Source organism: Salinarimonas chemoclinalis, from assembly GCF_041514305.1.
Taxonomy (GTDB): domain Bacteria; phylum Pseudomonadota; class Alphaproteobacteria; order Rhizobiales; family Beijerinckiaceae; genus Salinarimonas; species Salinarimonas chemoclinalis.
The window spans coordinates 41250-63469 of the sequence record NZ_JBGMWH010000014.1 but is presented as its reverse complement, the minus strand read 5'-3'; the positions used below and the strand labels follow the sequence as shown (position 1 = coordinate 63469).

General features: G+C 73.7%; 19 protein-coding genes and 1 tRNA gene. 12 read left to right on the top strand and 8 right to left on the bottom strand.

The annotated features are described in order from the left end of the window. Window positions 1–15 precede the first annotated feature (15 nt). On the bottom strand, window positions 16–300 hold the full coding sequence (locus AB9M23_RS17885; protein WP_372425942.1) for a DUF4170 domain-containing protein: 285 nt from the start codon (window positions 298–300) through the stop codon (window positions 16–18). Window positions 301–372: 72 nt separating this feature from the next. After that, complete coding sequence (locus tag AB9M23_RS17880) at window positions 373–1209, bottom strand: 3'(2'),5'-bisphosphate nucleotidase CysQ (RefSeq protein ID WP_372425941.1); 837 nt, start codon at window positions 1207–1209, stop codon at window positions 373–375. Window positions 1210–1491: 282 nt separating this feature from the next. Between AB9M23_RS17880 and AB9M23_RS17875 the strand changes: the two genes are divergently transcribed. Next, window positions 1492–1983, top strand: a complete 492-nt coding sequence (locus tag AB9M23_RS17875) for a DUF6101 family protein (RefSeq protein ID WP_372425939.1) — start codon at window positions 1492–1494, stop codon at window positions 1981–1983. A gap of 186 nt (window positions 1984–2169) precedes the next feature. Beyond that, window positions 2170–4035 carry an ABC-F family ATP-binding cassette domain-containing protein gene (locus AB9M23_RS17870; protein ID WP_372425938.1) on the top strand — a complete coding sequence of 622 codons (1866 nt, stop codon included), beginning with the start codon at window positions 2170–2172 and terminating at the stop codon, window positions 4033–4035. Between the two features lie 20 nt (window positions 4036–4055). Here AB9M23_RS17870 and AB9M23_RS17865 read toward each other — a convergent pair whose 3' ends face one another. Further along, window positions 4056–5918 (bottom strand): M3 family oligoendopeptidase, encoded by a 1863-nt coding sequence (locus AB9M23_RS17865; RefSeq protein WP_372425937.1) that lies wholly within the window; start codon window positions 5916–5918, stop codon window positions 4056–4058. A 220-nt stretch (window positions 5919–6138) separates the two neighbouring features. Here AB9M23_RS17865 and AB9M23_RS17860 point away from each other — a divergent pair, with 220 nt between their 5' ends. The 7 genes from AB9M23_RS17860 (at window position 6139) to AB9M23_RS17830 (ending at window position 17132) form a co-directional block, all read left to right on the top strand. Next, window positions 6139–7608 carry a sigma-54-dependent transcriptional regulator gene (locus tag AB9M23_RS17860; RefSeq protein ID WP_372425936.1) on the top strand — a complete coding sequence of 490 codons (1470 nt, stop codon included), beginning with the start codon at window positions 6139–6141 and terminating at the stop codon, window positions 7606–7608. A 114-nt stretch (window positions 7609–7722) separates the two neighbouring features. Further along, window positions 7723–9486: a L,D-transpeptidase family protein gene (locus tag AB9M23_RS17855; protein WP_372425935.1), complete on the top strand. Its 1764-nt coding sequence runs from the start codon at window positions 7723–7725 to the stop codon at window positions 9484–9486. Window positions 9487–9780: 294 nt separating this feature from the next. Next, a complete protein-coding gene (locus AB9M23_RS17850; protein ID WP_372425934.1) occupies window positions 9781–11649 on the top strand; it encodes a peptidoglycan L,D-endopeptidase MepK in 1869 nt (622 codons plus the stop codon). Between the two features lie 89 nt (window positions 11650–11738). Further along, on the top strand, window positions 11739–13820 hold the full coding sequence (locus tag AB9M23_RS17845; protein WP_372425933.1) for a methyl-accepting chemotaxis protein: 2082 nt from the start codon (window positions 11739–11741) through the stop codon (window positions 13818–13820). Between the two features lie 128 nt (window positions 13821–13948). Then, window positions 13949–16027, top strand: a complete 2079-nt coding sequence (locus AB9M23_RS17840; protein ID WP_372425932.1) for a methyl-accepting chemotaxis protein — start codon at window positions 13949–13951, stop codon at window positions 16025–16027. 497 nt (window positions 16028–16524) lie between these two features. Beyond that, entirely contained in the window at window positions 16525–16782 is a 258-nt protein-coding gene (locus AB9M23_RS17835; RefSeq protein WP_372425931.1) for a hypothetical protein, read from the top strand. Window positions 16783–16874: 92 nt separating this feature from the next. After that, window positions 16875–17132 carry a hypothetical protein gene (locus AB9M23_RS17830; protein ID WP_372425930.1) on the top strand — a complete coding sequence of 86 codons (258 nt, stop codon included), beginning with the start codon at window positions 16875–16877 and terminating at the stop codon, window positions 17130–17132. 77 nt (window positions 17133–17209) lie between these two features. Here AB9M23_RS17830 and AB9M23_RS17825 read toward each other — a convergent pair whose 3' ends face one another. Then, on the bottom strand, window positions 17210–17395 hold the full coding sequence (locus tag AB9M23_RS17825; protein ID WP_372425929.1) for a hypothetical protein: 186 nt from the start codon (window positions 17393–17395) through the stop codon (window positions 17210–17212). Window positions 17396–17436: 41 nt separating this feature from the next. Then, window positions 17437–17700, bottom strand: a complete 264-nt coding sequence (locus tag AB9M23_RS17820; RefSeq protein ID WP_372425928.1) for a hypothetical protein — start codon at window positions 17698–17700, stop codon at window positions 17437–17439. 216 nt (window positions 17701–17916) lie between these two features. On the opposite strand from AB9M23_RS17820, the gene speD reads away from it, so the two are divergent. From speD to AB9M23_RS17805, 3 genes are all read left to right on the top strand, one after another. After that, window positions 17917–18471, top strand: a complete 555-nt coding sequence (gene speD, locus AB9M23_RS17815; RefSeq protein WP_372425927.1) for an adenosylmethionine decarboxylase — start codon at window positions 17917–17919, stop codon at window positions 18469–18471. Beyond that, window positions 18465–19310: a polyamine aminopropyltransferase gene (gene speE, locus AB9M23_RS17810; protein WP_372425926.1), complete on the top strand. Its 846-nt coding sequence runs from the start codon at window positions 18465–18467 to the stop codon at window positions 19308–19310. The genes speD and speE overlap by 7 nt, the downstream gene beginning before the upstream one ends. A gap of 144 nt (window positions 19311–19454) precedes the next feature. Next, entirely contained in the window at window positions 19455–20549 is a 1095-nt protein-coding gene (locus tag AB9M23_RS17805; protein WP_372425924.1) for a DUF2336 domain-containing protein, read from the top strand. Between the two features lie 30 nt (window positions 20550–20579). Here AB9M23_RS17805 and AB9M23_RS17800 read toward each other — a convergent pair whose 3' ends face one another. The 3 genes from AB9M23_RS17800 to AB9M23_RS17790 all read right to left on the bottom strand — a co-directional run bounded on the left by AB9M23_RS17800 (window position 20580) and on the right by AB9M23_RS17790 (window position 22084). Beyond that, entirely contained in the window at window positions 20580–20981 is a 402-nt protein-coding gene (locus AB9M23_RS17800) for a hypothetical protein (RefSeq protein WP_372425923.1), read from the bottom strand. Between the two features lie 332 nt (window positions 20982–21313). Further along, window positions 21314–21805, bottom strand: a complete 492-nt coding sequence (locus AB9M23_RS17795) for a hypothetical protein (protein WP_372425921.1) — start codon at window positions 21803–21805, stop codon at window positions 21314–21316. A 203-nt stretch (window positions 21806–22008) separates the two neighbouring features. Then, a tRNA-Thr gene (locus tag AB9M23_RS17790) sits at window positions 22009–22084 on the bottom strand. Window positions 22085–22220: the final 136 nt, after the last annotated feature.

Sequence of the window (22220 nt, the reverse complement as noted above, 5' to 3'; positions counted from 1 at the left end):
CGGCCCGCCCGTCGTTCAGCCGACCGGCGGCTCGAGCAGGCGATGCAGATGGACGATGAAGTAGCGCATGTGCGCGTTGTCGACGGTCGCCTGTGCCTTCCCCTTCCAGGCGGCGAAGGCCGTCGCATAGTCGGGGTAGATGCCGACGATGTCGAGCCCGTCGAGGTCGCGGAAGCGGACGTGCTCGGGGGCGTCCAGCTCGCCGCCGAAGACCAGGTGGAGGAGCTGCGCGTCCTTGCCGGCGGCGCTCTGCGACGCGGCCTGGGCGGGCGTGGGTGCGCGGGTGTCGATCTCGGTCATGCTGCTCTCGTTGCGCTCGGGAACGGGGCCTCGCGGTCGTCGGGAAGCACGGGGCGTGCCGCGATCGCGGGCTCAGCCCGCGGCGGCGGGCCGCCGCCCGTCGGTATCGTCGCTCGTCATGGCCTCAACGAGGCGCGGATGCAAGGCGCGCGAGGCCGCGACGAGGACCCCGTGCACCGGCTCCGGCCGATTGTAGAGCGGCGCGGCGCCCGCGGAATCCGACAGCGTTCCCCCCGCCTCGGCGAGAACGAGGTCGGCGGCGGCGAGATCCCAATCGCGCGCATTGGCGGTCACGAGGGCGAGGTCGTGCTCGCCGGACGCGACCCGGGCGATCCGCAGGGCGAGGGAGGGCACCTTGGTGACGGCGCCGAAGGGGCCGCTGCGGCGGGCGAGCGCGTCGACCATGGTCTTGGGACCCGCGACGTTCGCACCCGCGAGCGCCTGTCGGGTCCCCGTCGCGATCGGCGTGCCGTTGAGCCGCGCGCCGGCGCCGGCCTGCGCCTCGTAGAAGCCCTCCCGCGCCGGGGCGTGCACCACGCCCAGCGTCGGCACGCCGTCGACGAGGAGCGCGATCGCCACCGACCAGTCCGGAATGCCGTTGAGAAAGGCGCGGGTGCCGTCGATCGGGTCGACGATCCAGACGAGGCGGCTGTCGAGGCGCGCCGGATCGTCGCGGGTCTCCTCGGAGAGCCAGCCGGCCTCGGGAAGGATCTGCGAGAGCCGCACCTTGAGGAAGGCGTCGACGGAGACGTCCGCCTCGGTCACCGGCGAGCCGCCGGCCTTGTTCCAGACCCGCGCGGTGGTCTTGTCGCCTTCGCGGAACCAGCCGCGGGCGATGTCGCCCGCCTCGCGGGCGGCCTCCTCCAGCGCGGAGGCGAGATCGGCGCGGGTCTGTGGGGAAAGGGGCATCGGGGTCTCGTCCGCGGCGGCCGCGACGGCACGTCCGCTCCGGACGAAGGTAGGGACCACGGGGGGCCGGCGCAAGCGCCGCGACCAGCGTGGCGGCGTCGATGCCGCGCTTTTCCACAAACGCCGCAAGCATTCGTTCAGCATCGCCGGGATTGAGCGTCTTTTAACCGAAAAGCTTAAGCCCCCGAACGCGAAGCATCCGCATGATCGGCTCATGGAACGAGCGGCGATCATCCAAGAACAAGCCGCCGGCCACCCAACGCTGACAGGGCGTCGAGCATGATGGCGGACAGATCACACGGTGCCGGAGCCGTCCACCTGGACGGCTCCGGCCTCCACGACGGGGACGAGAGCGCCTGCGACACGCTGGGCCTGTGCGTGCCCCCGGGCCGGCTCGCGGGGCTCGCCATGCGCATCGCCGAGCGCGGCGCGGACGAGCACGCCGGCGCGCCGGCCTTCGAGATCGCGGCGATCGCCCGCACGGGCGAGATCGCGACCGTGCTCGGCCGCTTCGACGAGGAAGAGATCGTCGCCGTGTGGCGCCGGCTCGGCCAGGAGAGCGGCCTGCCGCTGATGATCCAGAACCCCGACGGCAGCCTGAGCGCGCCCTACCCGCAGATCGGGCCGCTGGCGCTCGGCGAGGTCCGCCAGCGCCGCCGCCACGGGCTCCTCTCGGGCCGCCGGCCGCGCTTCCTCACCCGCCGCAAGACCGGCCGCCCGACGGCGCGCCCCCTCGTCTTCCGCGAGCGCGAGATCGCCGCGGGCCGCGGCTGAGTCCGGCCGCGCCGAGCGTCGGCCCTCGCGCATGCGCCCGCCGGCGATGGCGTCGTAGAGGGTCTTCCGGTCGGGGTCGGGGTGGGAGATGGGCAGGGAGACGGGCGCGGCGTCCGTCGGCGGCACGGGGTCCTCGTCCACAGGTGCCCCCTTCACCCACGCCGCAAAACCCCATACATCCCGCCAATGGCGCTCCCTCCCCTGCTCACCCTCCAAGACGTCGCCCTCACCTTCGGCGGCACGCCGCTGATCACGAAGGCGGAGCTGTCCGTCGCGGCCGGCGAGCGCGTGGCGCTCGTCGGGCGCAACGGGTCGGGCAAGTCGACCCTCCTGAAGATCGCGGCGGGGCTGATCGAGGCGGACGCGGGGCGGCGCTTCGTGCAGCCGGGCGCCACGATCCGCTACCTGCCCCAGGAACCGGACTTCTCGGGCTTCGAGACCGTGCTCGGCTACGTCGAGGCCGGCCTCGCGGAGGGCGACGACCCCTATCGCGCACGGTATCTGCTGGAGGAGCTCGGCCTCGGCGGCGAGGAGCCCACCGCGAGCCTGTCGGGAGGCGAATCGCGCCGCGCGGCGCTCGCCCGCACGCTCGCCCCCTCCCCCGACATCCTGCTCCTCGACGAGCCGACGAACCACCTCGACCTGCCCGCCATCGAATGGCTGGAGACCGAGTTGAAGGCGCTGCGCGGGGCGCTGGTGCTGATCAGCCACGACCGGCGCTTCCTCGAGACGCTGTCGAAGGCCACCGTCTGGCTCGACCGGGGCGTCACCCGGCGCATGGAGGAGGGCTTCTCCGGCTTCGAGGCCTGGCGCGACTCCGTGCTGGAGGAGGAGGCGCGCGACCGGCAGAAGCTCGCCCGCAAGATCGCGGCGGAAGAGGACTGGATGCGCTACGGCGTCACCGCGCGGCGCAAGCGCAACATGCGCCGCGTCGGTCTCCTCCAGGACATGCGCCGGCGGCTGCGCGAGGAGCGCCGCGCCGTCGGCCAGGTGCAGATGACGGCGTCCGAAGGCGAGACCTCCTCGAAGATCGTGATCGAGGCGAAGGGCGTCTCCAAGGCCTATGGCGGCCGCGACGTGGTGAAGGACGTCTCGATCCGCATCGCGCGGGGCGACCGGCTGGGCATCGTCGGCCCCAACGGGGCGGGCAAGACGACGCTGCTGAACATGCTGACCGGCGCGCTCGCGCCCGACGCGGGGTCGGTGACGCTCGGCGCCACGCTCGAGATGGTCACCCTCGACCAGCGCCGCGAGAGCCTCGACCCGAACTGGACGCTCGCCGAGGCGATGACCGGCGGGCGCGGCGACTACGTGATGGTCGGCGGGCAGCCCAAGCACGTGGCGAGCTGGATGAAGGACTTCCTGTTCTCGCCCGAGCAGGTGCGCACCCCCCTGCGCGTGCTCTCCGGCGGAGAGCGCGGGCGGCTGATGCTGGCGCGGGCGCTGGCGCAGCCCTCTAACCTGCTCGTCCTCGACGAGCCGACGAACGACCTCGACCTCGAGACCCTCGACCTGCTCGAGGAGCTGATCGCGGACTATGCCGGCACGCTGATCCTGATCAGCCACGACCGCGACTTCCTCGACCGGGTCGTGACCTCGACCCTGGTGGCGGAGGGCGACGGGCGCTTCGTCGAGTATGCCGGCGGCTACTCGGACATGGTCGCCCAGCGGGGGCACGGCATAGGCCCACGCACGGTCTCGCCGGCGCCCAGGACGGCTTCCGTGAAGGAGCGCGCGCCCGAGGATTCGCCCGAGCATGCGCCGGAGGGCGGAGCCGAGACCGCCGCCCCGCGGGAGAAGAAGCGCAAGCTGTCGGGCAGCGAGAAGCACCAGCTCGAGACGCTGCCGAGGCTCATGGCCGCGCTGGAGCGCGACATCGCCAAGCTCCAGGGCGCCCTCGACGACCCGGACCTCTACGCCCGCGATCCGGCCCGCTTCGAGAAGCTGACCACGCTGATGGGCAACGCCCAGGCGAAGCTCGCGCAGAGCGAGGAGCGCTGGCTCGAGCTCGAGATGCTGCGCGAGGAGCTCGACGGCCGAGGCGGCGCCTGAGCGCCCGCACCTCCCCCGCGTCAGCCCTCCTCCATCGCCTCGAGCTCGCCGATCAGCCGCTCGATCATCGACAGGCCGATCTTCCAGAATTCCGGCGTCGTCGCGTCGAGACCGAAGGGCTCGAGGAGCGCGCCGTAGTGCTTCGTGCCACCCGCCGCGAGGAGCTCGAAATAGCGGTCGACGAAGCCGTCCGACGCGTTCTCGTAGACGCCGTAGAGCGAGTTCACCAGGCAGTCGCCGAAGGCGTAGGCGTAGACGTAGAACGGCGAGTGGACGAAGTGGGGGATGTAGGCCCAGTAGGTCTCGTACCCTTCCGAGAGCCGGATCGCCGGCCCGAGCGAATCCGCCTGCACCGACATCCATGCGGCGTTCAGGTCCTCGGTCGTCAGCTCGCCCTCGCGGCGCGCGACGTGGACCTTGCGCTCGAACTCGTAGAACGCGATCTGGCGCACGACCGTGTTGATCATGTCCTCGACCTTGGCGGCGAGCATGGCGCGGCGCTCGGCCGGCTTCGTCGTCTGGTCGAGCAGGCGGCGGAAGGTGAGCATCTCGCCGAAGACGCTCGCGGTCTCGGCGAGCGTCAGCGGCGTCTGCGCCATCAGCGCGCCCTGGGGCGCGGCGAGCACCTGGTGGACGCCGTGGCCGAGCTCGTGGGCGAGCGTCATCACGTCGCGCGGCTTGCCCTGGTAGTTGAGCAGGACGTAGGGGTGCGCCGAGGGGACCGTGGGATGCGCGAAGGCGCCCGGCGCCTTGCCCGGCCGCGTCGGCGCGTCGATCCAGCCCTCGTCGAAGAAGCGCCTCGCGATGTCCGCCATCCTGGGCGAGAAGCCGGCATAGGCGTCGAGCACGGTGGCGCGGGCGTCCTCCCAGCGGATCGTGCGCTGCTCGACACTGGGAAGCGGCGCGTTGCGGTCCCAGAACTCCAGCGCCGGCTTGCCGAACCACTTGGCCTTGAGCGCATAGTAGCGGTGCGACAGCCGCGGGTAGCCCTCGCGCACGGCCGCGACGAGCGCCTCCACCGTCTCGCGCTCGACGCGGTTGGCGAGGTGGCGCTGGTCGGCGACATCCGTGAAGCCGCGCCAGCGATCCGAGATCTCCTTGTCCTTGGCGAGGGTGTTCGTGATCAGCGTGAAGGTGCGCAGGTTCTCGCGGAAGGTGGCGGCCAGTGCCGCCGCCGCGTCGCGGCGCACGGTCTCGTCGCGGTCCTGGAGCTTGTTGAGGGTCGGCTCGATCGGCAGCTCCTCGCCGCGAACCGTGAATCGGAGGGCGGCGATGGTCTCGTCGAACAGACGGTTCCAGGCGCCGCGGCCGGTCACGGACTTCTCGTGGAACAGCTCCTCGATCCGGTCCTCGAGCTGGAAGGGCTTGTCCTTGCGCAGGTCCTCGAGCCAGGGCCCGTAGTGCGACAGCGGCGCCTGCGCGACGAGCGCGTCGACCCGCGCGTCGTCGAGCCGGTTGAGCTCGAGGGGGAAGAACAGGAGCTGCGCGGTCGCGGCGGTCAGCCGCTCCTGCGTGTCCCCGTAGAACTTCGCCCGCTTCGGGTCCGTCGTGTCGCCGGCATAGACGAGGCCGGCGTAGGACATCAGCCGGCCGAGCAGGTCCTCCAGCCGGTCGTAGCGGGCGACGGCCTCGAACAGCGCCTGCCCCGCCCCCTCCCCGGCCGCGATCCCGGCGAGCCTGCCGCGATAGGCCTGCGCGAAGGCGGCGCACTCGTCCTTGGCCGCGGCCATGTCGCGGGCGAGTTCGGGGGAGTCCATCGCCGGGTAGAGATGCGTGAGGTCCCATTCGGGCAGCGCGCCGAAGTCGGTCGTCCCGGCGGCGCCCCCGGCGGCGGCCTTCGGGGCGCGGGGGAGCGTGCGGACGGTCGAGCGATCGATGGTCATGCGGGAGGGGTCCTCGTCGGAAACGGTGGCAACGCGCGAGCCGTCATATTGGCCGCTCGGCGCGCGGGCGCAACCGTCGCCGTCGAGCGACCCCGGGCGTCACGGCGCCGCTGCCGTCCACGACCATGCGCCGCCGCGTCAACACCCTCTTAACCCCTTGGCCCCAAGGTGCCCCGAAACGACACATCCCCCGAGCCAGCCCACATCCAGGTGCCCTGTAATGACCTCGACGATCCTGATCGTGGACGACGACCCCGTGCAGCGGCGCCTGCTCGAGGCGATGGTGCGGCGGTTCGGGTACGAGGTGCGCGTCGCCGAGAGCGGGGCGCAGGCGCTGGAGACGCTGCGCGCCGAGCCGGGGATCGGCGCCGTCGTGCTCGACCTCGTCATGCCCGATCTCGACGGCATGGGTCTGCTCGCCGCCATGCGCGAGGCCGGCCTCGACGCGCCGGTGATCGTCCAGACCGCCCACGGCTCGATCGAGACCGTGGTGCAGGCGATGCGCGCCGGCGCGATCGACTTCGTGGTCAAGCCCGTGGGCGCCGAGCGCCTGCAGGTCTCGCTCACCAACGCGCTGCGGGTCGACCAGCTCGAGGACGAGATCCGGCGCATGAAGCGCCGCGCCGAGGGCACGCTGAGCTTCAAGGACCTCGCCTCGCGCTCGCCGGACATGCTGCGGGTGATTCGCCTCGCCGAGCGTGCCGCGAAGTCGACCATCCCCGTGCTGATCGAGGGCGAATCGGGGGTCGGCAAGGAGGTGCTGGCGCGCGCCATCCAGGGCTCGGGCGACCGGCGCGGCAAGCCGTTCGTCACCGTGAACTGCGGGGCGATCCCCGAGAGCCTGGTCGAATCGACCCTCTTCGGCCACGAGAAGGGTGCCTTCACCGGCGCCACCGAGCGGCATCTGGGCAAGTTCGTGGAGGCCAGCGGGGGCACGCTCTTCCTCGACGAGATCGGCGAGCTGCCCCTCGACGCGCAGGTGAAGCTCTTGCGCGCCATCCAGGAGGGCGAGGTCGATCCGGTGGGCGCGAAGCGCTCCGTGCGCGTCGACATCCGGCTCGTCTCGGCGACGAACAAGAGCCTGCTAGAGCTCGTCAAGCAGGGCAGGTTCCGCGAGGACCTGTACTACCGCCTCAACGTCTTCCCGATGACGCTGCCGCCCCTGCGGGCGCGCCGCGAGGACATCCCCGACCTCGTGCGCTCCTTCGTGGCGCGGGTGGCGGCGGAGGAGGGCAAGCGCGTGCGTGGCGTCGCACCCGCGGCGATGGAGCTGCTGACCCGCTACGACTGGCCGGGCAACGTGCGACAGCTCGAGAACGCGATCTTCCGCGCGGTGGTGCTGTGCGACGGCGACCAGCTCGGGGTGGACGAGTTCCCGCAGATCGCCGCCCAGGTCGCCGGCTACGACGTGCGCATCCCCCCGGCCCCCGTCTTCGCCGAGACCGGCACCGCGCAGGCGCCGGTGCGGGAGGTCGTCCACGTCGAGGTGAAGGACCCGAGCGCACTGCCCCTCCTCGACGAGGACGGGCAGGCGCGCACGCTGGAGGCGCTCGAGCTCGAGATCATCCGCTTCGCGCTCAGGCATTATCGCGGGCACATGTCCGAGGTCTCGCGACGCCTCGGGATCGGGCGCTCGACGCTCTACCGCAAGCTCAAGGAATTCGGGCTCGAGGACGAGGCCGCCGCCTGAGCGGCGCCCTCGCGCCCGATCGCTTGCGGCGCCGGTGCAACAGCGCGCGGGAAAACGCGTGCGCGCCCCACGCCGCGATTGATGACGACGGCCGAGGTTGGCAGGATTCTCCGCATGAACGCGTTCGCCTCACGTCCCCCCCGGTACCCCGCCGCACCGGCCTTGGCGCTCGCGGCGCTCCTGGCCGCCGCGCCGGGGCTTTCGACGCCGGCCCACGCGCAGCCGGACGACGGCCCGGCACGGCTCGCGGCCCTCGCCGTGCCGACTCTCACGGCGCCCGCCGAGGTCGTGTCGACGCCGCGCCCCGACGTCGTGCCCTCCCCGCTCGACGCGATGCCGGAATACCCGCCGCGCACGGGCTCTATCCCGCAGATCGCGCTGCCGCCGACGATCGGCGCGGAGGCGCTCGTCGGCCCGATGCTCGCCGGGCGGCTCGCCGGGCTCGCGGACGATCTCGGGCTCGAGCACGGCGCCGCGGACGTCGCGGGCCTGCGCGCCTTCTACGAGGCGCGCGGCTTCTCGCCCGCGTGGATCGCCCCGGCCCCCGAGGGGACCTTCGCCTGGACGCCCGCGGCGCGCGCTCTGACGAGGGTCCTCGCCGCGGCGGCCGCGGAGGGTCTCGACCCCTCGGCCTATCCCGCGCCCGCGCTCCCCGCGGGGCCGGGCCTCGATCCCGCCGGCGCGGCGGACGCGGAGATCGCGCTCTCGGCCGTGCTCGTGCGCTACGCGCAGGACGCCCGCGGCGGGCGGCTCGAGCCCTCGCGCCTCCACCGGCTGATCACGCCGACGCTCGACATCCCCGGCGCGGAGGCCGTCCTCTCGGGGCTCACCGCCGCCGCCGACCCCGCCGCCGCACTCGCGGACCACAACCCGCCGCACGAGGGCTATCGCCGCCTGCGCGCGGCGCTGGCGCAGCAGCGCGCCGCCGTCGCGCCGGCGGAGCCGATGGTGAGCGTGCCGCCCGGCCCGGTCCTGCGCGTCGGCGCCCGCGACGCGCGCGTGCCGCTCCTGCGCGCCCGCTTCGGCATGGACGCGCCGGCCGAGACGGACGAGCGGGTCTACGACGTCGCTCTCGCCGAGGCGGTCGAGGGCTTCCAGCGCGAGCACGGGCTCGTCGTCGACGGCATCGTCGGCAACCAGACCATCGCCGCCCTCGCCTCCGCCGACCCGACGCGGCGCGAGGGCGACCTCGTCGCCAACATGGAACGCTGGCGCTGGCTGCCGCGGGAGCTCGGCGCGAAGAAGGCCGTCTTCGTCAACGTGCCCGCCTACCGCATGGAGGTGCGCGAGGCCGGCGTGGTCGTGCACGAGTCGCGCGTCATCGTCGGCAAACCGGGGCAGGAGACGCCGATCTTCTCCGACGAGATGGAGTACGTCGTCGTCTCCCCGTCCTGGACGATCCCGCCCTCGATCATGCGCAACGAGATCCTGCCGGGGCTGCGGGCGGATCCGGGCTACGCCGCCGCGCGGGGGTACGAGGTCATCCGCACCGGCAACCACGTCACCGTGCGCCAGCCGCCGGGGCCGCGCAACGCGCTCGGCCACATCAAGTTCATGTTTCCCAACGGGCATCACGTCTACCTGCACGACACGCCGAGCCGCGGCCTGTTCGACACGCTGCGCCGCGCCTACTCGCACGGCTGCGTGCGCGTCGAGAACCCGTTCGCGCTGGCCGACCTGCTGCTCGCCGAGCAGGGCTGGCCGGAGGCGCGCCTGCGGGCGCTGATCGGGTCGCGCGAGCGCTACGTGCACCTCGACGAGCACGTCCCCGTGCATCTCGCCTACTTCACGCTCGAGGCCGACGCGGACGGGCGCGTCGTCCCCCACGAGGACATCTACGGCTTCGACGCCAGGACGCGGGAGGCGCTCGGGCTCTAGCCGTGACACGAAAGCCACGGCGGTGGCGAAACCGCGGCGCCGTTCGGGCGCGTCTCCCGACGGCCGCATCGTCGCCGCATTCGGCTCCCAATCCGGGGCGCCCGGTCCGCGCGAGGCGGCGAGTCGGGTGTCGCTGCTTCGCGCAGCGGGCTCGGCTCGGTTCACGACCCCTTAACGGTTTGCCTCGAAACATCCGGATGCGACGCGGTCGCGGGCGAGTTCGCCCTCGCCGGCCAGCCGGAACCCGAGATGCCGCGGTCCCTTCAACCGCCGAATGAGAGAGACGAGACGCTCTTGACCGTTCAGCGCCCCTCCCGGATCCGTCGTGGCCTCTCCCGTGGGCTTTCTCATGGGCTCGCCTGCCTCGCCGTGACCCTCGGCCTCCTCGTCGCGGGCACCTCCGGGACCCAGGACGCGATCGCCAACGGCGACACCCGCACCCTGTCCGTCAAGCAGATGCACACCCGCGAGCAGATCACGGTGACCTTCCGCCGCAACGGGCGCTACGACCGCGACGCGCTCAGGCAGCTCGACTGGATCATGCGCGACTGGCGCCGCGACCAGAAGCGCGACATGGACCCGCGCCTGTACGACGCGCTCTGGGAGGTGCATCGCCAGTCCGGCTCGCGCCAGCCGCTTCACGTGGTCTCCGCCTATCGCTCGCCGGCGACCAACGAGATGCTGCGCTCGCGCTCCCGCGGCGTGGCGCGCACGAGCCAGCACGTCGAGGGCCGCGCGACGGACTTCTACCTGCCGGACGTTCCCGCCTCGCGGCTGCGCACGATCGGCATGCGGCTCCAGCGCGGCGGCGTCGGCTTCTACCCGCGGGCGAACACGCCCTTCGTGCACATCGACGTCGGCTCCGTGCGGCACTGGCCGCGGATGACGCGTTCGCAGCTCGCCCAGCTCTTCCCGGACGGCCGCACCGTGCACCTGCCGTCGGACGGGCGCCCGCTCGCGGGCTACGACGACGCCCGTCGCCAGATCCTCGCCGCGGGCGGCATCGTCCACGGCGAGCAGGGTACCGCGGTGGCGGGCGGCGGCGGTCAGCGCCGCAGCCTGTGGTCCGCCCTTTTCGGCGACGACGAGGGCGAGGCGAGCGGCGACGAGGCCTACGCGGCCCTGCCCGCCGCCGTCTCCGAGATCGACCAGCGCTACGCGCTGATCCGCGCCCAGCCCGCCGCGCCCGCGCCACGCGCACCCGATCCGGAGCCGGAGCCCGCGCCGACCCGCGTCGCCGCGGCCTCGCCCAACCCGCCGGTCGCCGCCGCACCCGTTCCATCCGCGCCGGTTCCCTCCTCCTCGCTTCCCTCGGCGCCCGTGCCGATCGCGCCGATCCTCACCACCGCCCCGAGCGTGCTGCCGCCGGCCCGGCCGGCGCTGCCCGACCTCGCACCGGTCGCGCCGGAGGAGCGCACGCGGATCGCCGCCCTCGCCGAGGAGGCCGCGCGCACCGATACCGCGCCGACCTTCGCCGCCGCCGCCGCGGCGTCCACCGTCCTCGCCGCGATCCCGGCACCCCGCCCGGCCGCCTTCGGCGGCGCCGGCACCGTCGCCGCGACACCGTCCGCCGCGGCCGCCTCGGCCTCGGCGGATGCGGGTCCGCGCCTCGTCTGGCAGACCGGAGCGCAGGGCGTGCCAGCGGCGGAAGCCGCACCGGCGGAGGAGCCCGTCCAGATCGCCCTCGCACCCGTTCCGCCGCCGCGCTTCGATCGGCAGCCGGCGAGCGCCGCGCCGGCCACCCCCGCCTCCCCGCCCGCCACGCCACCCGTCGTGGCGAGCGCCTTCGCGCCGATCCCGCCGCTGCGCGGCGGCGCCGACGCCTTCGCCGCGATCGCCGCCCCGCCCGCGCCCACCACGACCGCGAGCGCCGCGAGGGCGCCGTCTCCCGGCGCCGCGCCCGCGGCGGACACGGTCGCGGCGCTGCCGGAGCGCGAGCGCAGCGCGCTGCGCTCGCTGTTCACCGGTCGCAGCCTGGCACCCGCCGCTGCCGCCACCGCACCGGTGCGTGTCGCCTCCGCGCGCGTCTCCGAGGCGGCGCCCTCGGGCCTCGTCGCCATCCCCGCGGCGGGCATCGCGCAGGGCTTCCGCCCGGGTCGCCCGACGGTGACGACCGGGGGCTTCGTCGGCCCCGCGGTCCGGCGTGTCGCGTCGGTCCGGTGATGCGAATTCGTCGGATCGCGACGATCCCGTGAGCGTAAATTCAGGACTGTCGGCTCTTCTCTACGGCGAACCGTCAGGAGGGTCGGTACATGTCGATTCGGTCCCTGGGCTTGGCCGTCTGCCTCGCCGTTTCCGCTCTGCTCGCGCTCGCGCTCGGTCTCGTTCTCCACGTCAACCTGCGCGCCATCGACGACGCGCGCCAGATCGAGGAGGTCGCCGCCGTCAAGGCGCAGCTCGGCGCGGTGAGCACGGCGTTGTCGGCGGAGCGCGGGCTGGCCCAGATCGCGCTCACCCTGCGCACGCCGATCGACGAGGCGCTCGCCGGCGACGTCGCCGCCGTCCGTCCACGGGTCGACGCCGCGCTCGCCGCGCTGCGCGAGACGGTCGCCGGCCTCGAGACGCTCCCCGCCCGCGCCGGCCTCGCCGGCGAGATCGACGCCGTGCCCGCGAGGCTCGCGGCCCTGCGCGAGGCGCTCGACACCGAGGCGGGCCAGACCGCCTTCCGGCGCTCGAACGCCGCGCACACGGTCGTGCCCGCCCTCGACGCCCTGACCCGCGACGTGTTCGACATCGGCGCGCTGGCGGAGCCGACCGGCGCCCGCATCCCATCCGTCGTCGCCCACGGCCTGACCCTGCAGCGGCTCGGCTGGGAGATGCGCGAGTACGCCGACCGCGACCGTACGGTCCTGCTGATCGGCGCGATGGCCCGCTGGCCCCTCGACGCGGTCACCGTGCAGGGCTCGCAGATGCAGTTCGACCGGGCCGCGCAGACCGCCGCCGCGGTGGCGCGGCTCGCGCTCCATCCCGAGACCACTCCCGCCCAGCGCGCCGCCGCCGAGGACGTGGCGAGCAGCCTCCTCGGTGCCTACGGCGAGTTGCGTGCTCGGATGCTGGTGGAGGCGACGAGCGGCGCTTTTCCGCTCTCGGCGGAGGACTTCCTCGCCCGCTCGGACGCCCTGCTCGGGCCGGCGAAGGCGCTGTCGGACGCGGGCGCGGAGGGCGCCCTCGCGGCGGCGCGCGCGCTCGCCGCCGAGGCGCGTCTCCACGCGGTTCTCGCCGGCATCGGCCTCGGCGTCGGCCTCGTCGCGCTCGCCGTGCTGATGTGGTTCATGCTGCTGCGCGTCTCGGGCCGGCTCGTCGCCATCAGCGACCTGCTCCAGCGCCTCGCGGCGGGCGACCTCGCCGTGGACGCGCGGCGCTTCGCCGGACGCGACGAGATCGGTGGCCTCGCCTCCGCGCTCGAGGTGTTCCGCACCAACGCGCAGGAGATGGAGGGCCTGCGTGCCGCGCAGGAGGCGGAGCGCGCGGCGTCCGAGGCCGCGCGCCGGCGCACGCTCGAGGACATCGCCGCGATGCTGGAGGAGACGGTCGACGCGGCGGCGGCGGGCCTCGTGGCGGCGGCGCAGGAGGCCGAGACGGCGAGCGGGGCGCTCGCCGCCTCCGTCGGCGTCACCGCCGAGCGCTCGGGCTCGGCCGCCCGGCAGACCGGCGAGAGCCGCGGCGTCATGGCCGGCGTGGCCGCCGCGACGGAGGAGCTCACCGCCTCCCTGGGCGAGGTGACCACGCGGGTGCGCCGCGCGGCGGCGGTCTCGAGCGAGGCCGCCCGCAGCGCCGAGCGGACCGGCGCCACCGTGGCCGAACTCTCCGCCGCCGCCGGGCGCATCGAGGGCGTTCTGCGGCTGATCGCCGAGATCGCCGAGCAGACGAACCTGCTGGCGCTCAACGCCACCATCGAGGCCGCCCGCGCCGGCGAGGCGGGGCGCGGCTTCGCCGTCGTCGCCGCCGAGGTGAAGACGCTCGCGGGCCAGACGGCGCGGGCGACCGAGGAGATCTCCGCGCAGATCGCGGCCATGCAGGAGACGACCGGGCGCGCGGTCGCCGCCGTCGACGAGATCGGCGGCGTGGTGCGCGAGATCGATGCGATCTCGGCGGCGATCGCCGGCGCGGTCGACCAGCAGGCGGGCGCCACGTCCGAGATCGCCGAGCGCATCGCCGCCGCGGCCGCGCGCACCGACGGCGTTGCGCGGGACGTCTCCGACCTCTCCCGCGTCGCCGAGGAGGCCGGCGGGGCGGCGCACGCCGCGCGCGAGGCGGCGGCGACGATGCGCGCCCAGGCCGACGGCCTCGCCGGGCGCGTCGCGGACTTCGTCGGGCGGCTGCGCGCCGCCTGACGCTCCGCGACGCGGCGTCGCAGATGACGACTCTTACGTTACGTTAGGCGCGCCGGAGCACGCATAGATAAGCAAAACCTTAGGACAATCCATGGTCCCCTCCCGTCGTCACGAAGGAGGGGTTGCCGATGTCCATCCGTGCTCTCGGCCTGGCCGTGTGTCTCGCGGTCTCCGTTCTGCTCACCGTGTCGCTCGGGCTCGTGCTGCACGGGAACCTGCGCGCGATCGAGGCCTCCCGGCAGATCGAGGAGGTCGCCGCCGTCAAGGCGCAGCTCGGCGCCGCGAGCGCCGCGGTGTCCAGCGAGCGCGGCCTCGCGCAGCTGGCGCTGACGCTGCGCGAGCCGCTCGAGCCCGCGCAAGCCGCGCAGATCCGCGACGTGCGCCCCCGGGTCGACGCCGCGCTCGCCGATCTCGCCGCCACCGTGGATCGCGTCTCGCGCATCGCGGGCCGCGACGACCTCGCGGCGGCGATCGGCCACGCCGAGGAGCGGCTCGTCGGCCTGCGCGCCACGCTCGACGAGGAGGCCGCCCTCAAGGCCTTCCGCCGCTCCCCCGCGGCGGACGGCGTCGTGCCGGGCTACGACGACCTGATGCGCACCTTCTTCGACATCGGCGCGCTGGCCGAGCCGGCGGGCGCGCAGATCCCGTCCGTCGTCGCCCACGGCCTCTCGATGCAGCGGCTCGGCTGGGAGGCGCAGGCCTTCGCCAGCCGCGACCGCACGATGCTGCTCATCGGCGCGATCGCCAAGTGGCCGCTCGACCGGCTGACCGTGGAGCAGTCGCAGCAATCCTTCGAGCGCGCCGAGCAGGCCGTCTCGGCGATCGGGCTCCTCGCCCGCCACCCCGAGATCACCCAGGCGCTGCGCACCTCGACGGCGGCGGTCGCGGACGGGCTCGGCGGCTATTCCGAGCTGCGAGGACTGATGCTGGCGGAGGCCGGCACCGGCAACTTTCCGCTCGATGCCGACACCTTCGCCGCGCAGGCGGACGCGCATCTCGCACCGGCGCTCGCGCTCTCGGAGGCGGGTGCCACCCGCGCGGTCGAAGCCGCCCGCGCGCTCGCGGACGAGGCGCGGCGGGACGCGACGCTCGCGGGCGTCGGGCTCGGGCTCGGACTCGTGGCCCTCGCGGTGCTCTCCTGGTTCATCCTGCTGCGGGTCTCGCGACGCCTCGATGCCATGACCGTCCTCCTCCAGCGCGTCGCCGCGGGCGACCATTCGGTGGACGCCGCGCGCTATTCCGGCCGCGACGAGATCGGCCGCCTCGCCGATGCGCTCGAGGTCTTCAAGACCAACGCGCGCGAGATGGAGCACCTGCGCACGGCGCAGGAGGCCGAGCGGGCGAAGGCGGAAGCCGAGCGGCGCCTGGCGCTGGAGGACATCGCCGCCACGCTCGAGGAGACGATCGACGCCGCCGCCGCGAGCCTCGTCGCCGCCGCGGGCGAGGCGGAGGCCGCGAGCGGGGCGCTCGCCGCGGCCGTCGCGACGACCGCCGAGCGCTCGACCTCGGCGGCGCACCACACCGGCGAGAGCCGCAGCGTCATGACCGGCGTCGCCGCGGCGACCGAGGAGCTCACCGCCTCGCTCGGCGACGTCACGGAGCGCGTGCGCCGGGCGGCCGAGGTCTCGACCGAGGCCGCGCGCAGCGCCGCGCGCACCGGCGCGACGGTCGCAGAGCTGTCCGCCGCCGCCAGTCGCATCGAGGGTGTGACGAAGCTGATCGCCGCGATCGCGGAGCAGACGAACCTGCTCGCGCTCAACGCCACGATCGAGGCCGCCCGCGCGGGCGAGGCGGGCCGCGGCTTCGCCGTCGTCGCGGCGGAGGTCAAGGAGCTCGCCGGCCAGACCGGGCGCGCGACCGAGGAGATCTCCGCCCAGATCGCCGCCATGCAGGAGACGACGAAGCGTGCCGTCGCCGCCGTCGACGAGATCGGAGGCGTGGTGCGCGAGATCGACACGATCTCCGGCACCATCGCCGGCGCCGTCGACCAGCAGGCGGGGGCGACGACGGAGATCGCCGAGCGCATCTCGGCGGCGGCGGCGCGCACGGACGGCATCGCCCAGGACGTCTCGGACCTCTCGCGGCTCGCGAGCGAGGCGGGCGGCGCCGCCCGCAGGGCCCGCGAGGCGACCGAGCGGATGCGCGCGCAGGCGGACGGTCTCGCGGGGCGAGTCGCCGATTTCCTCGCACGGCTGCGGGCGGCGTGATCCTCACGCGGACGTGAAGCGGCCCGCGAGGCGGGCGCAAGTCTCTCTCATCGCGGAGCTTTCCGGACGAGCGGCGGGGCCTCCCGCCGCTCGATCGCGTTCGCGCCCGGCTTTCCCGCCGCCGGCCGAAACCGGATGGCGGGCGCGCCCGAACATCCAAGTCGACGGGCGGACGGTCCGGTCGTCCCGGTCGGTGCCCATATCTTGCATGAACACGGATTCGTGAGCGACCTGTGAGGAGGCTATCGAGCTGGAACCAAATGCCGTCGGCGTGCTTGAGTGGTAGAAACGCTTTATAATTCTGAATTCTAGCGCCATTCATGCCTCGTCGCCCGCACACGCTGCGCCTCACAGGAGCCGTTCGTTACTTGCATGAGTGCAAGTCGGTGCGTGCGAACGAAGCCGTAGCAATTCGCGCCGTCGCACCGAAATCAGGTGCATCGGACGGGACGCTCGATCGCTCCCGCCCCCCGAACCAGACCAAAGGAAACACGATCATGAAGACGCTCCGCACCCTGACCCTCGCCGCCTTCGCCGTCACGCTCGCCGGCCCCGCCTTCGCCGCCGCCTCCGAGGTCACCCTCTACGACGCGCCCCAGCAGAAGGACGCCTTCTTCCAGGCGCAGCGCGGCGTGACGCCCGACGTGAACGTCACCGGCTCCCTCGCCGCCCCCGCCCCGATCGGCGTCTCCGGCGCGACGCCCTTCTGGTCCGCCCACGAGGCGATCCGCCTCCAGGCCCAGGACAGCAACTGAGCCGCCGCGGCCCCGCCGCAGCGCTCCACGGGGCGGCGCCACGCCGCTCCGCCGAACCCGGACGATCCGCACCCTCGACAGGAGAAACCCAGATGAAGACGCTCCGCACCCTGACCCTCGCCGCCTTCGCCGTCACGCTCGCCGGCCCCGCCTTCGCCGCCGCCACCGAGGTCACCCTCTACGACGCGCCCCAGCAGAAGGACGCCTTCTTCCAGGCGCAGCGCGGCGTGACGCCCGACGTGAACGTCACCGGCTCCCTCACCGCCCCCGCCCCGATCGGCGTCTCCGGCGCGACGCCCTTCTGGTCCGCCCACGAGGCGATCCGCCTCCAGGCCGAGGACAACGGCTGATCGACACGCCGCTCGCCGAGCCGCGGTCGAGACGACGCCCGCCGGACCGACCGTCCGGCGGGCGTCGCGCGCTTCGGTCAGGGCTCGGACGGGCGGCGCGGGGCCTCGTCCCCGGCACGCTGGGCGACGAGCGCCCAGACGGTCGCGATGGGCCAGCCGAGGATGGTCGCCTGCAGGATCAGCGCGCCGCAGGCGGCGAGATAGCGCCCGCGCATCACGAGCGCGGCGAAGGGCAGGACGAGGGCGAGCACGAAGGCGGCCACGGCGGGGCTCCGGGGGCGAGCGACGACATACGGCGAGAAGCCTAGCAGAGCCGTCGCGCGCCGGAATCGGGAGGAGCCCCGATGGCGGCCGGGTCGGCGCGCCCCGCGCGCTCGCTGCCGACGTCGGTGCCGAGCACCGTGCGCCCCGCCTCGCCGAAGAGCGCGACCTCGCAGGGCTCCGGCGCGGAGCCGCGCGGCGATGCCGACGCGTCCGGTCGCAGGTCCAGGAGCGCCTCGATGGCGGAGACCGGCACGAACGCGGCGGCGAAGGCGTCGGAAGCTCTGCGGAAGGCACCATGCCGCACGGTCGGGCTCCGAGCTGGTGTTCCGCATCGGCTGATTCCATGATCGCCGGGGCGTCGGATGCCGGGGCCGGGCCACGTCACAGCCCTACCCTCCACCACGAAAAAACGGCCGCTCACCCTTGCGCTCCCCGTCCGAAGTCGCCACAACCCCCCTCCTAACCCGAAAGCGACACGACAGCTGGCTGGGTTCATCTGCTGGTCTTGGAGGGGCACGGGATGCGCGAAGACACCCGCCTCGCCGAATTGGGGATGGACTTCACCCTGCATGACGCAGGCGTTCGAACCAACGAGGTGAGCACCGATCGGACTTCCGCCGCGCAGCGGAGCGAGATCGCCGATCCACCGATCGCCACGGCGGTCGCAGCCGAGCCGGACGCGACACGGCACGACGAGAGCCTCGATCATTTCGTCGAGAAGGACGGCCTGCGCTTCGCGGGCACGCACCTCATCGTCGATCTGTGGGAGGCATCGCGTCTCGACGACCTGCCGGCGGTGGACGACGCGCTCAGGCGCGCCGCCGAGGCCGCGGGGGCGACGCTCCTCGCCATCGACCTCCACCATTTCACGCCCAACGGCGGGATCTCGGGGGTCGCGGTGCTGGCGGAGAGCCATATCTCCATCCACACCTGGCCCGAGCGGGCCTACGCCGCGATCGACATCTTCATGTGCGGCGACGCGCGCCCGCACGCGGCGATCGCGGTGCTGCGCGAGGCGTTCGCGCCGGCGCGCATCCAGCTCGCGGAGCACAAGCGCGGGATGATCCCGTGTTGACCTTCGCGGAGGCGATCCACGACGGCTTCGGCCAGACGTTCCGGGTCGATCGGCTGGTGCACTACGAGAAGACGGAGCACCAGGAGCTCGTCGTCTTCGACAACGCCTGCTTCGGCCGGGTGCTCGCGCTCGACGGGATCGTCCAGCTCACGCAACACGACCACCACGTCTACCACGAGATGATCGCGCACGTGCCCGTCCTCGCGCACGGCGCCGTGCGCGACGTGCTCGTGATCGGCGGAGGCGACGGGGGCGTGCTGCGGGAGGTCCTGCGGCACGAGGCCCTGCGCGCCACGCTCGTGGAGATCGACGCGCGGGTGATCGAGACCGCGCGCGCTCACCTGCCCTTCGTCGGCGCCGACGCGTTCGACCACCCCCGCGCCGAGATCGTCATCGGCGACGGGCTCGCCTACGTGCGCGACACGGAGCGCCGGTTCGACGTGATCGTGGTGGATTCGACCGATCCCGTCGGCCCGGCGGCGGCGCTGTTCGGCGAGAGCTTCTACCGCGATTGCGCGCGCCGGCTGACGCCGGGCGGCGTGCTGGTAACGCAGGCCGGCGTGCCGTTCTTCCAGGGCGCGCAGGTCGCGCAGGCGCACCGCCTCCGCGCGCGGCTGTTCGCGCACGCGACCGTCTACCTCGCGGCCGTACCGACCTACACCGGCGGGCCGATCGCGCTCGGCTTCGCCTCGGACGCCGACCTCGTCCCGGGCGATCTCCCGCTCCTGCGGGAACGCTTCGCCGCGGCGCGACTCGAGACCCGCTACTACGCGCCGGACGTGCACGTCGGTGCCTTCGCACTGCCACCGGAGGTGCGGACCCTCCTGCAGGGGGCGTGATCCCAGCGGAGGACGGCGGTCGCCGGCGACCGGCGCCACCGCAAGTGCCTGAGACGACGAGAGAACACCGGGAGCGTAAGACCGCGGTCGCGAAACGTTAACCATCGTGCCCTACGGTCATGGCGCGATGGAGCCGCCAAACCCATGACCGTCGACCGCTCGACCCTCGCCGATCTCGACGGCGTCCTCGCCGCCCGCGACGCGGCGGAACGGGGGCGCGCGGCGGAGCGCGTGGCCGAGCTGTTCCTCTCCCGCGCGCCGAGCCTGTCGGAGGACCACGTCGCGCTGTTCGACGACGTGCTGGAGAAGCTCGTCGGCGACATCACCTTCCGCGCCCGCGTGGCGCTCTCCGAGCGCTTCGCCGATTGCCCCAACGCCCCGCGCAAGGTCGTCTTCGCCCTCGGGAGCGACGACGAGATCCGCGTCGCCGGGCCGGTGCTGGAGCGCTCCTCGCGCCTCGACCTCGACGCGCTCCTCGCCATCGCGCGCGTCAAGGGGCAGGAGCACCTCACCGCCATCGCCAAGCGCGCGACCGTCCCCGACGCCGTGACCGACGTCCTGCTCGACCGCGGCGGGCGGCGGGTCGTCGCGACCGCGGCCGGCAATCCGGGCGCGGCCTTCTCCGCGGACGGAGCCGCGATCCTCGTCGCGCGGGCGCAGAGCGACGACGCGCTGGTGCGGGCGCTCGCGGCCCGCGACGACGCCTTCGCCGGGCGCATCGCCGCGCTCGTCGCCAGGGCGCGCGCCCGCGTGCGCGACACGTTGTCCCGGGAAACGGGCGCCGACCCCGAGCTGATCGAGGCGCTGGTCTCTCGCGTGGGGGCCGAGATCGCGGAGAGGGGCGACAAGCGCACGCTGCTCGGCCAGTTCTCCGAGCCGATGGCGGCGATGCAGGCGCGCGCGGCCGAGACCGGGCTCGCGGAGATCGACGCGCTCGGCGCCCTCCTCGACGGCCGGCCGGCGGAGGCCCTGTGCGCCATCGCCATCCTCCAGGGCGTGCCCGTGGAATTCGTGGCACGCGCCTTCCACGCCTCCACCTACGCGCCGATCCTCGTGATCGCGCGGGCCTGCGACTTCCGCTGGAAGACGGTGCACCACCTCATTCACGCCAAGCTCGGCCGCGCACTGCCCGACGTCCTCGCCGAGGACGCCCGCGCCACCTTCGAGCGGCTCGGGCCGGCCACGGCGCGGCGCGTGCTGCGCGCGGCGTTGGCGAAGGAGCGGGGGCTGCGGCACTGAGAGCGGCGTCGGCGCGAGCCGAGCGCCGCTTCACCGGGCGGGCGAAACGGCGCAGCGCGGCGCGTCCGCGTAGCGCGCCGCCGCCTCGTCCCACACGGCCGTGCACGCGAGGCCGCGTCCCGGCGGGAGCGTGATTTCGACGGTCGCGCCGTCCTCGTACGCGCACGAGAGAGCGGTCGCGTCCGCGGCGCCGGCGGGAATGCTCCATCCGAGCGTCGCCCCGTCGATCTCCGGCGCGAGTTCGAAACGCTCTCCGCCGACGACCTCGAACACCGCGAAGGATCGCAGGCCCGCGCCGTCGCCGAGGGAGGCGGGGCAGAACGGCGCCGGCCGCGTCTCTGCGTGGGACACCGCGACCGTCAGGGCGATCGCCGCGGACGACACGGCGGCGCGCAGCACGATCGCGCACGGCGGAGACGATCGGCCGCTCATCGGCGCGCACCGAGCCGGTCGAAGAAGGCCGACGCGGCCAGCTCTGCCGGCTCGAGGCGCGAGGGCGCATGACCCTCGGCTCCGTCACGCTGGCCGATGCTGGACCAATCCTCGGCGCGGCACTCCTCCCGCGTCGCACACCCGGAGGCAGAGAACGCGAGAAGAGCGAGTCCGCACAGTCCCACAGCCCGCGCCGAACGCATGACCGGCTCCCGAGGAGATCGACCGACACGAACCTTCCATAGCGGAATAGGAAAATGTTTTCAACAAGCAGCCGCCGGTCGAACGCGGCGTCGAAGGAGATGTTCTCCGGCATCCTCGGGGCGGAGAGGTCATGGAGCATTGATACTAGATTGTACGAATACCATGGCGAATCCCGCGCAGACGGCGACGGCGCCGCCGAGCAGGACGACCCGCCAGGAGATCGTCGCCCGCCCCTCCTCCGACGTCCCGACGGCCAGGCCACCGACCCCGCCGGAGACGAGCCAGGCTCCCGCCAGCCCGAGAATGTCCCCGAAATCGTTCGCTGGAACGGCGACGAGCACCCCGACCGGCAGGAGGCCGAGGAGAAAGCGCACAGCCGGCATCTCGACGGCACGCGAGCCCGCACTGGAGACAACGAGCCGAAGCGCCGTCGTGATCCCCGCAGTGACCAGGGCGACGACGAGAACGAGCGGTCCGAGAAACGAGCCGAGGGTGATCGCCTCGGCCACGAACCCGCGCCCCGGCGCGCCGAGCGCCGTCGCCTGGGACGGGCCGACGCAGACCGTCGCGATCATGGCGCAGACGAACGTCGCCATCGCGGTGTACCACCAGCGCCGCATGTCGAGCCCCCCGGACGTCCCCCCCGCGCGCGACGCCGGCTCGCCGATAGGCGATCGGGCGAGACCGCCATGCCGTTCGCGGCCGAGACGGAAACTCGGACCCGGAACGCCGGCGCCCTGCGCGAGAACGCCCCCGGTCCGACCGCGTCCGCCGGGGTGGTCCGTACGGAAGGGCCGCGGACACGCAAAGTACCTGAAAACGCTGGTGCCGGCTGTCGGAATCGAACCGACGACCTACCGCTTACAAGGCGGTTGCTCTACCAGCTGAGCTAAGCCGGCATGCGCGGCGGGCCGGAGGCCTTGGGCGGCGCGCGCCAGCGTTAGCAGCCGGCACGAGGGCGCGCAAGCGCGGGCGCCGCGTACACGTCCGACGATGCGAAAGACCCCGACCGCGGGGCGGCCGGGGCGCGCACGC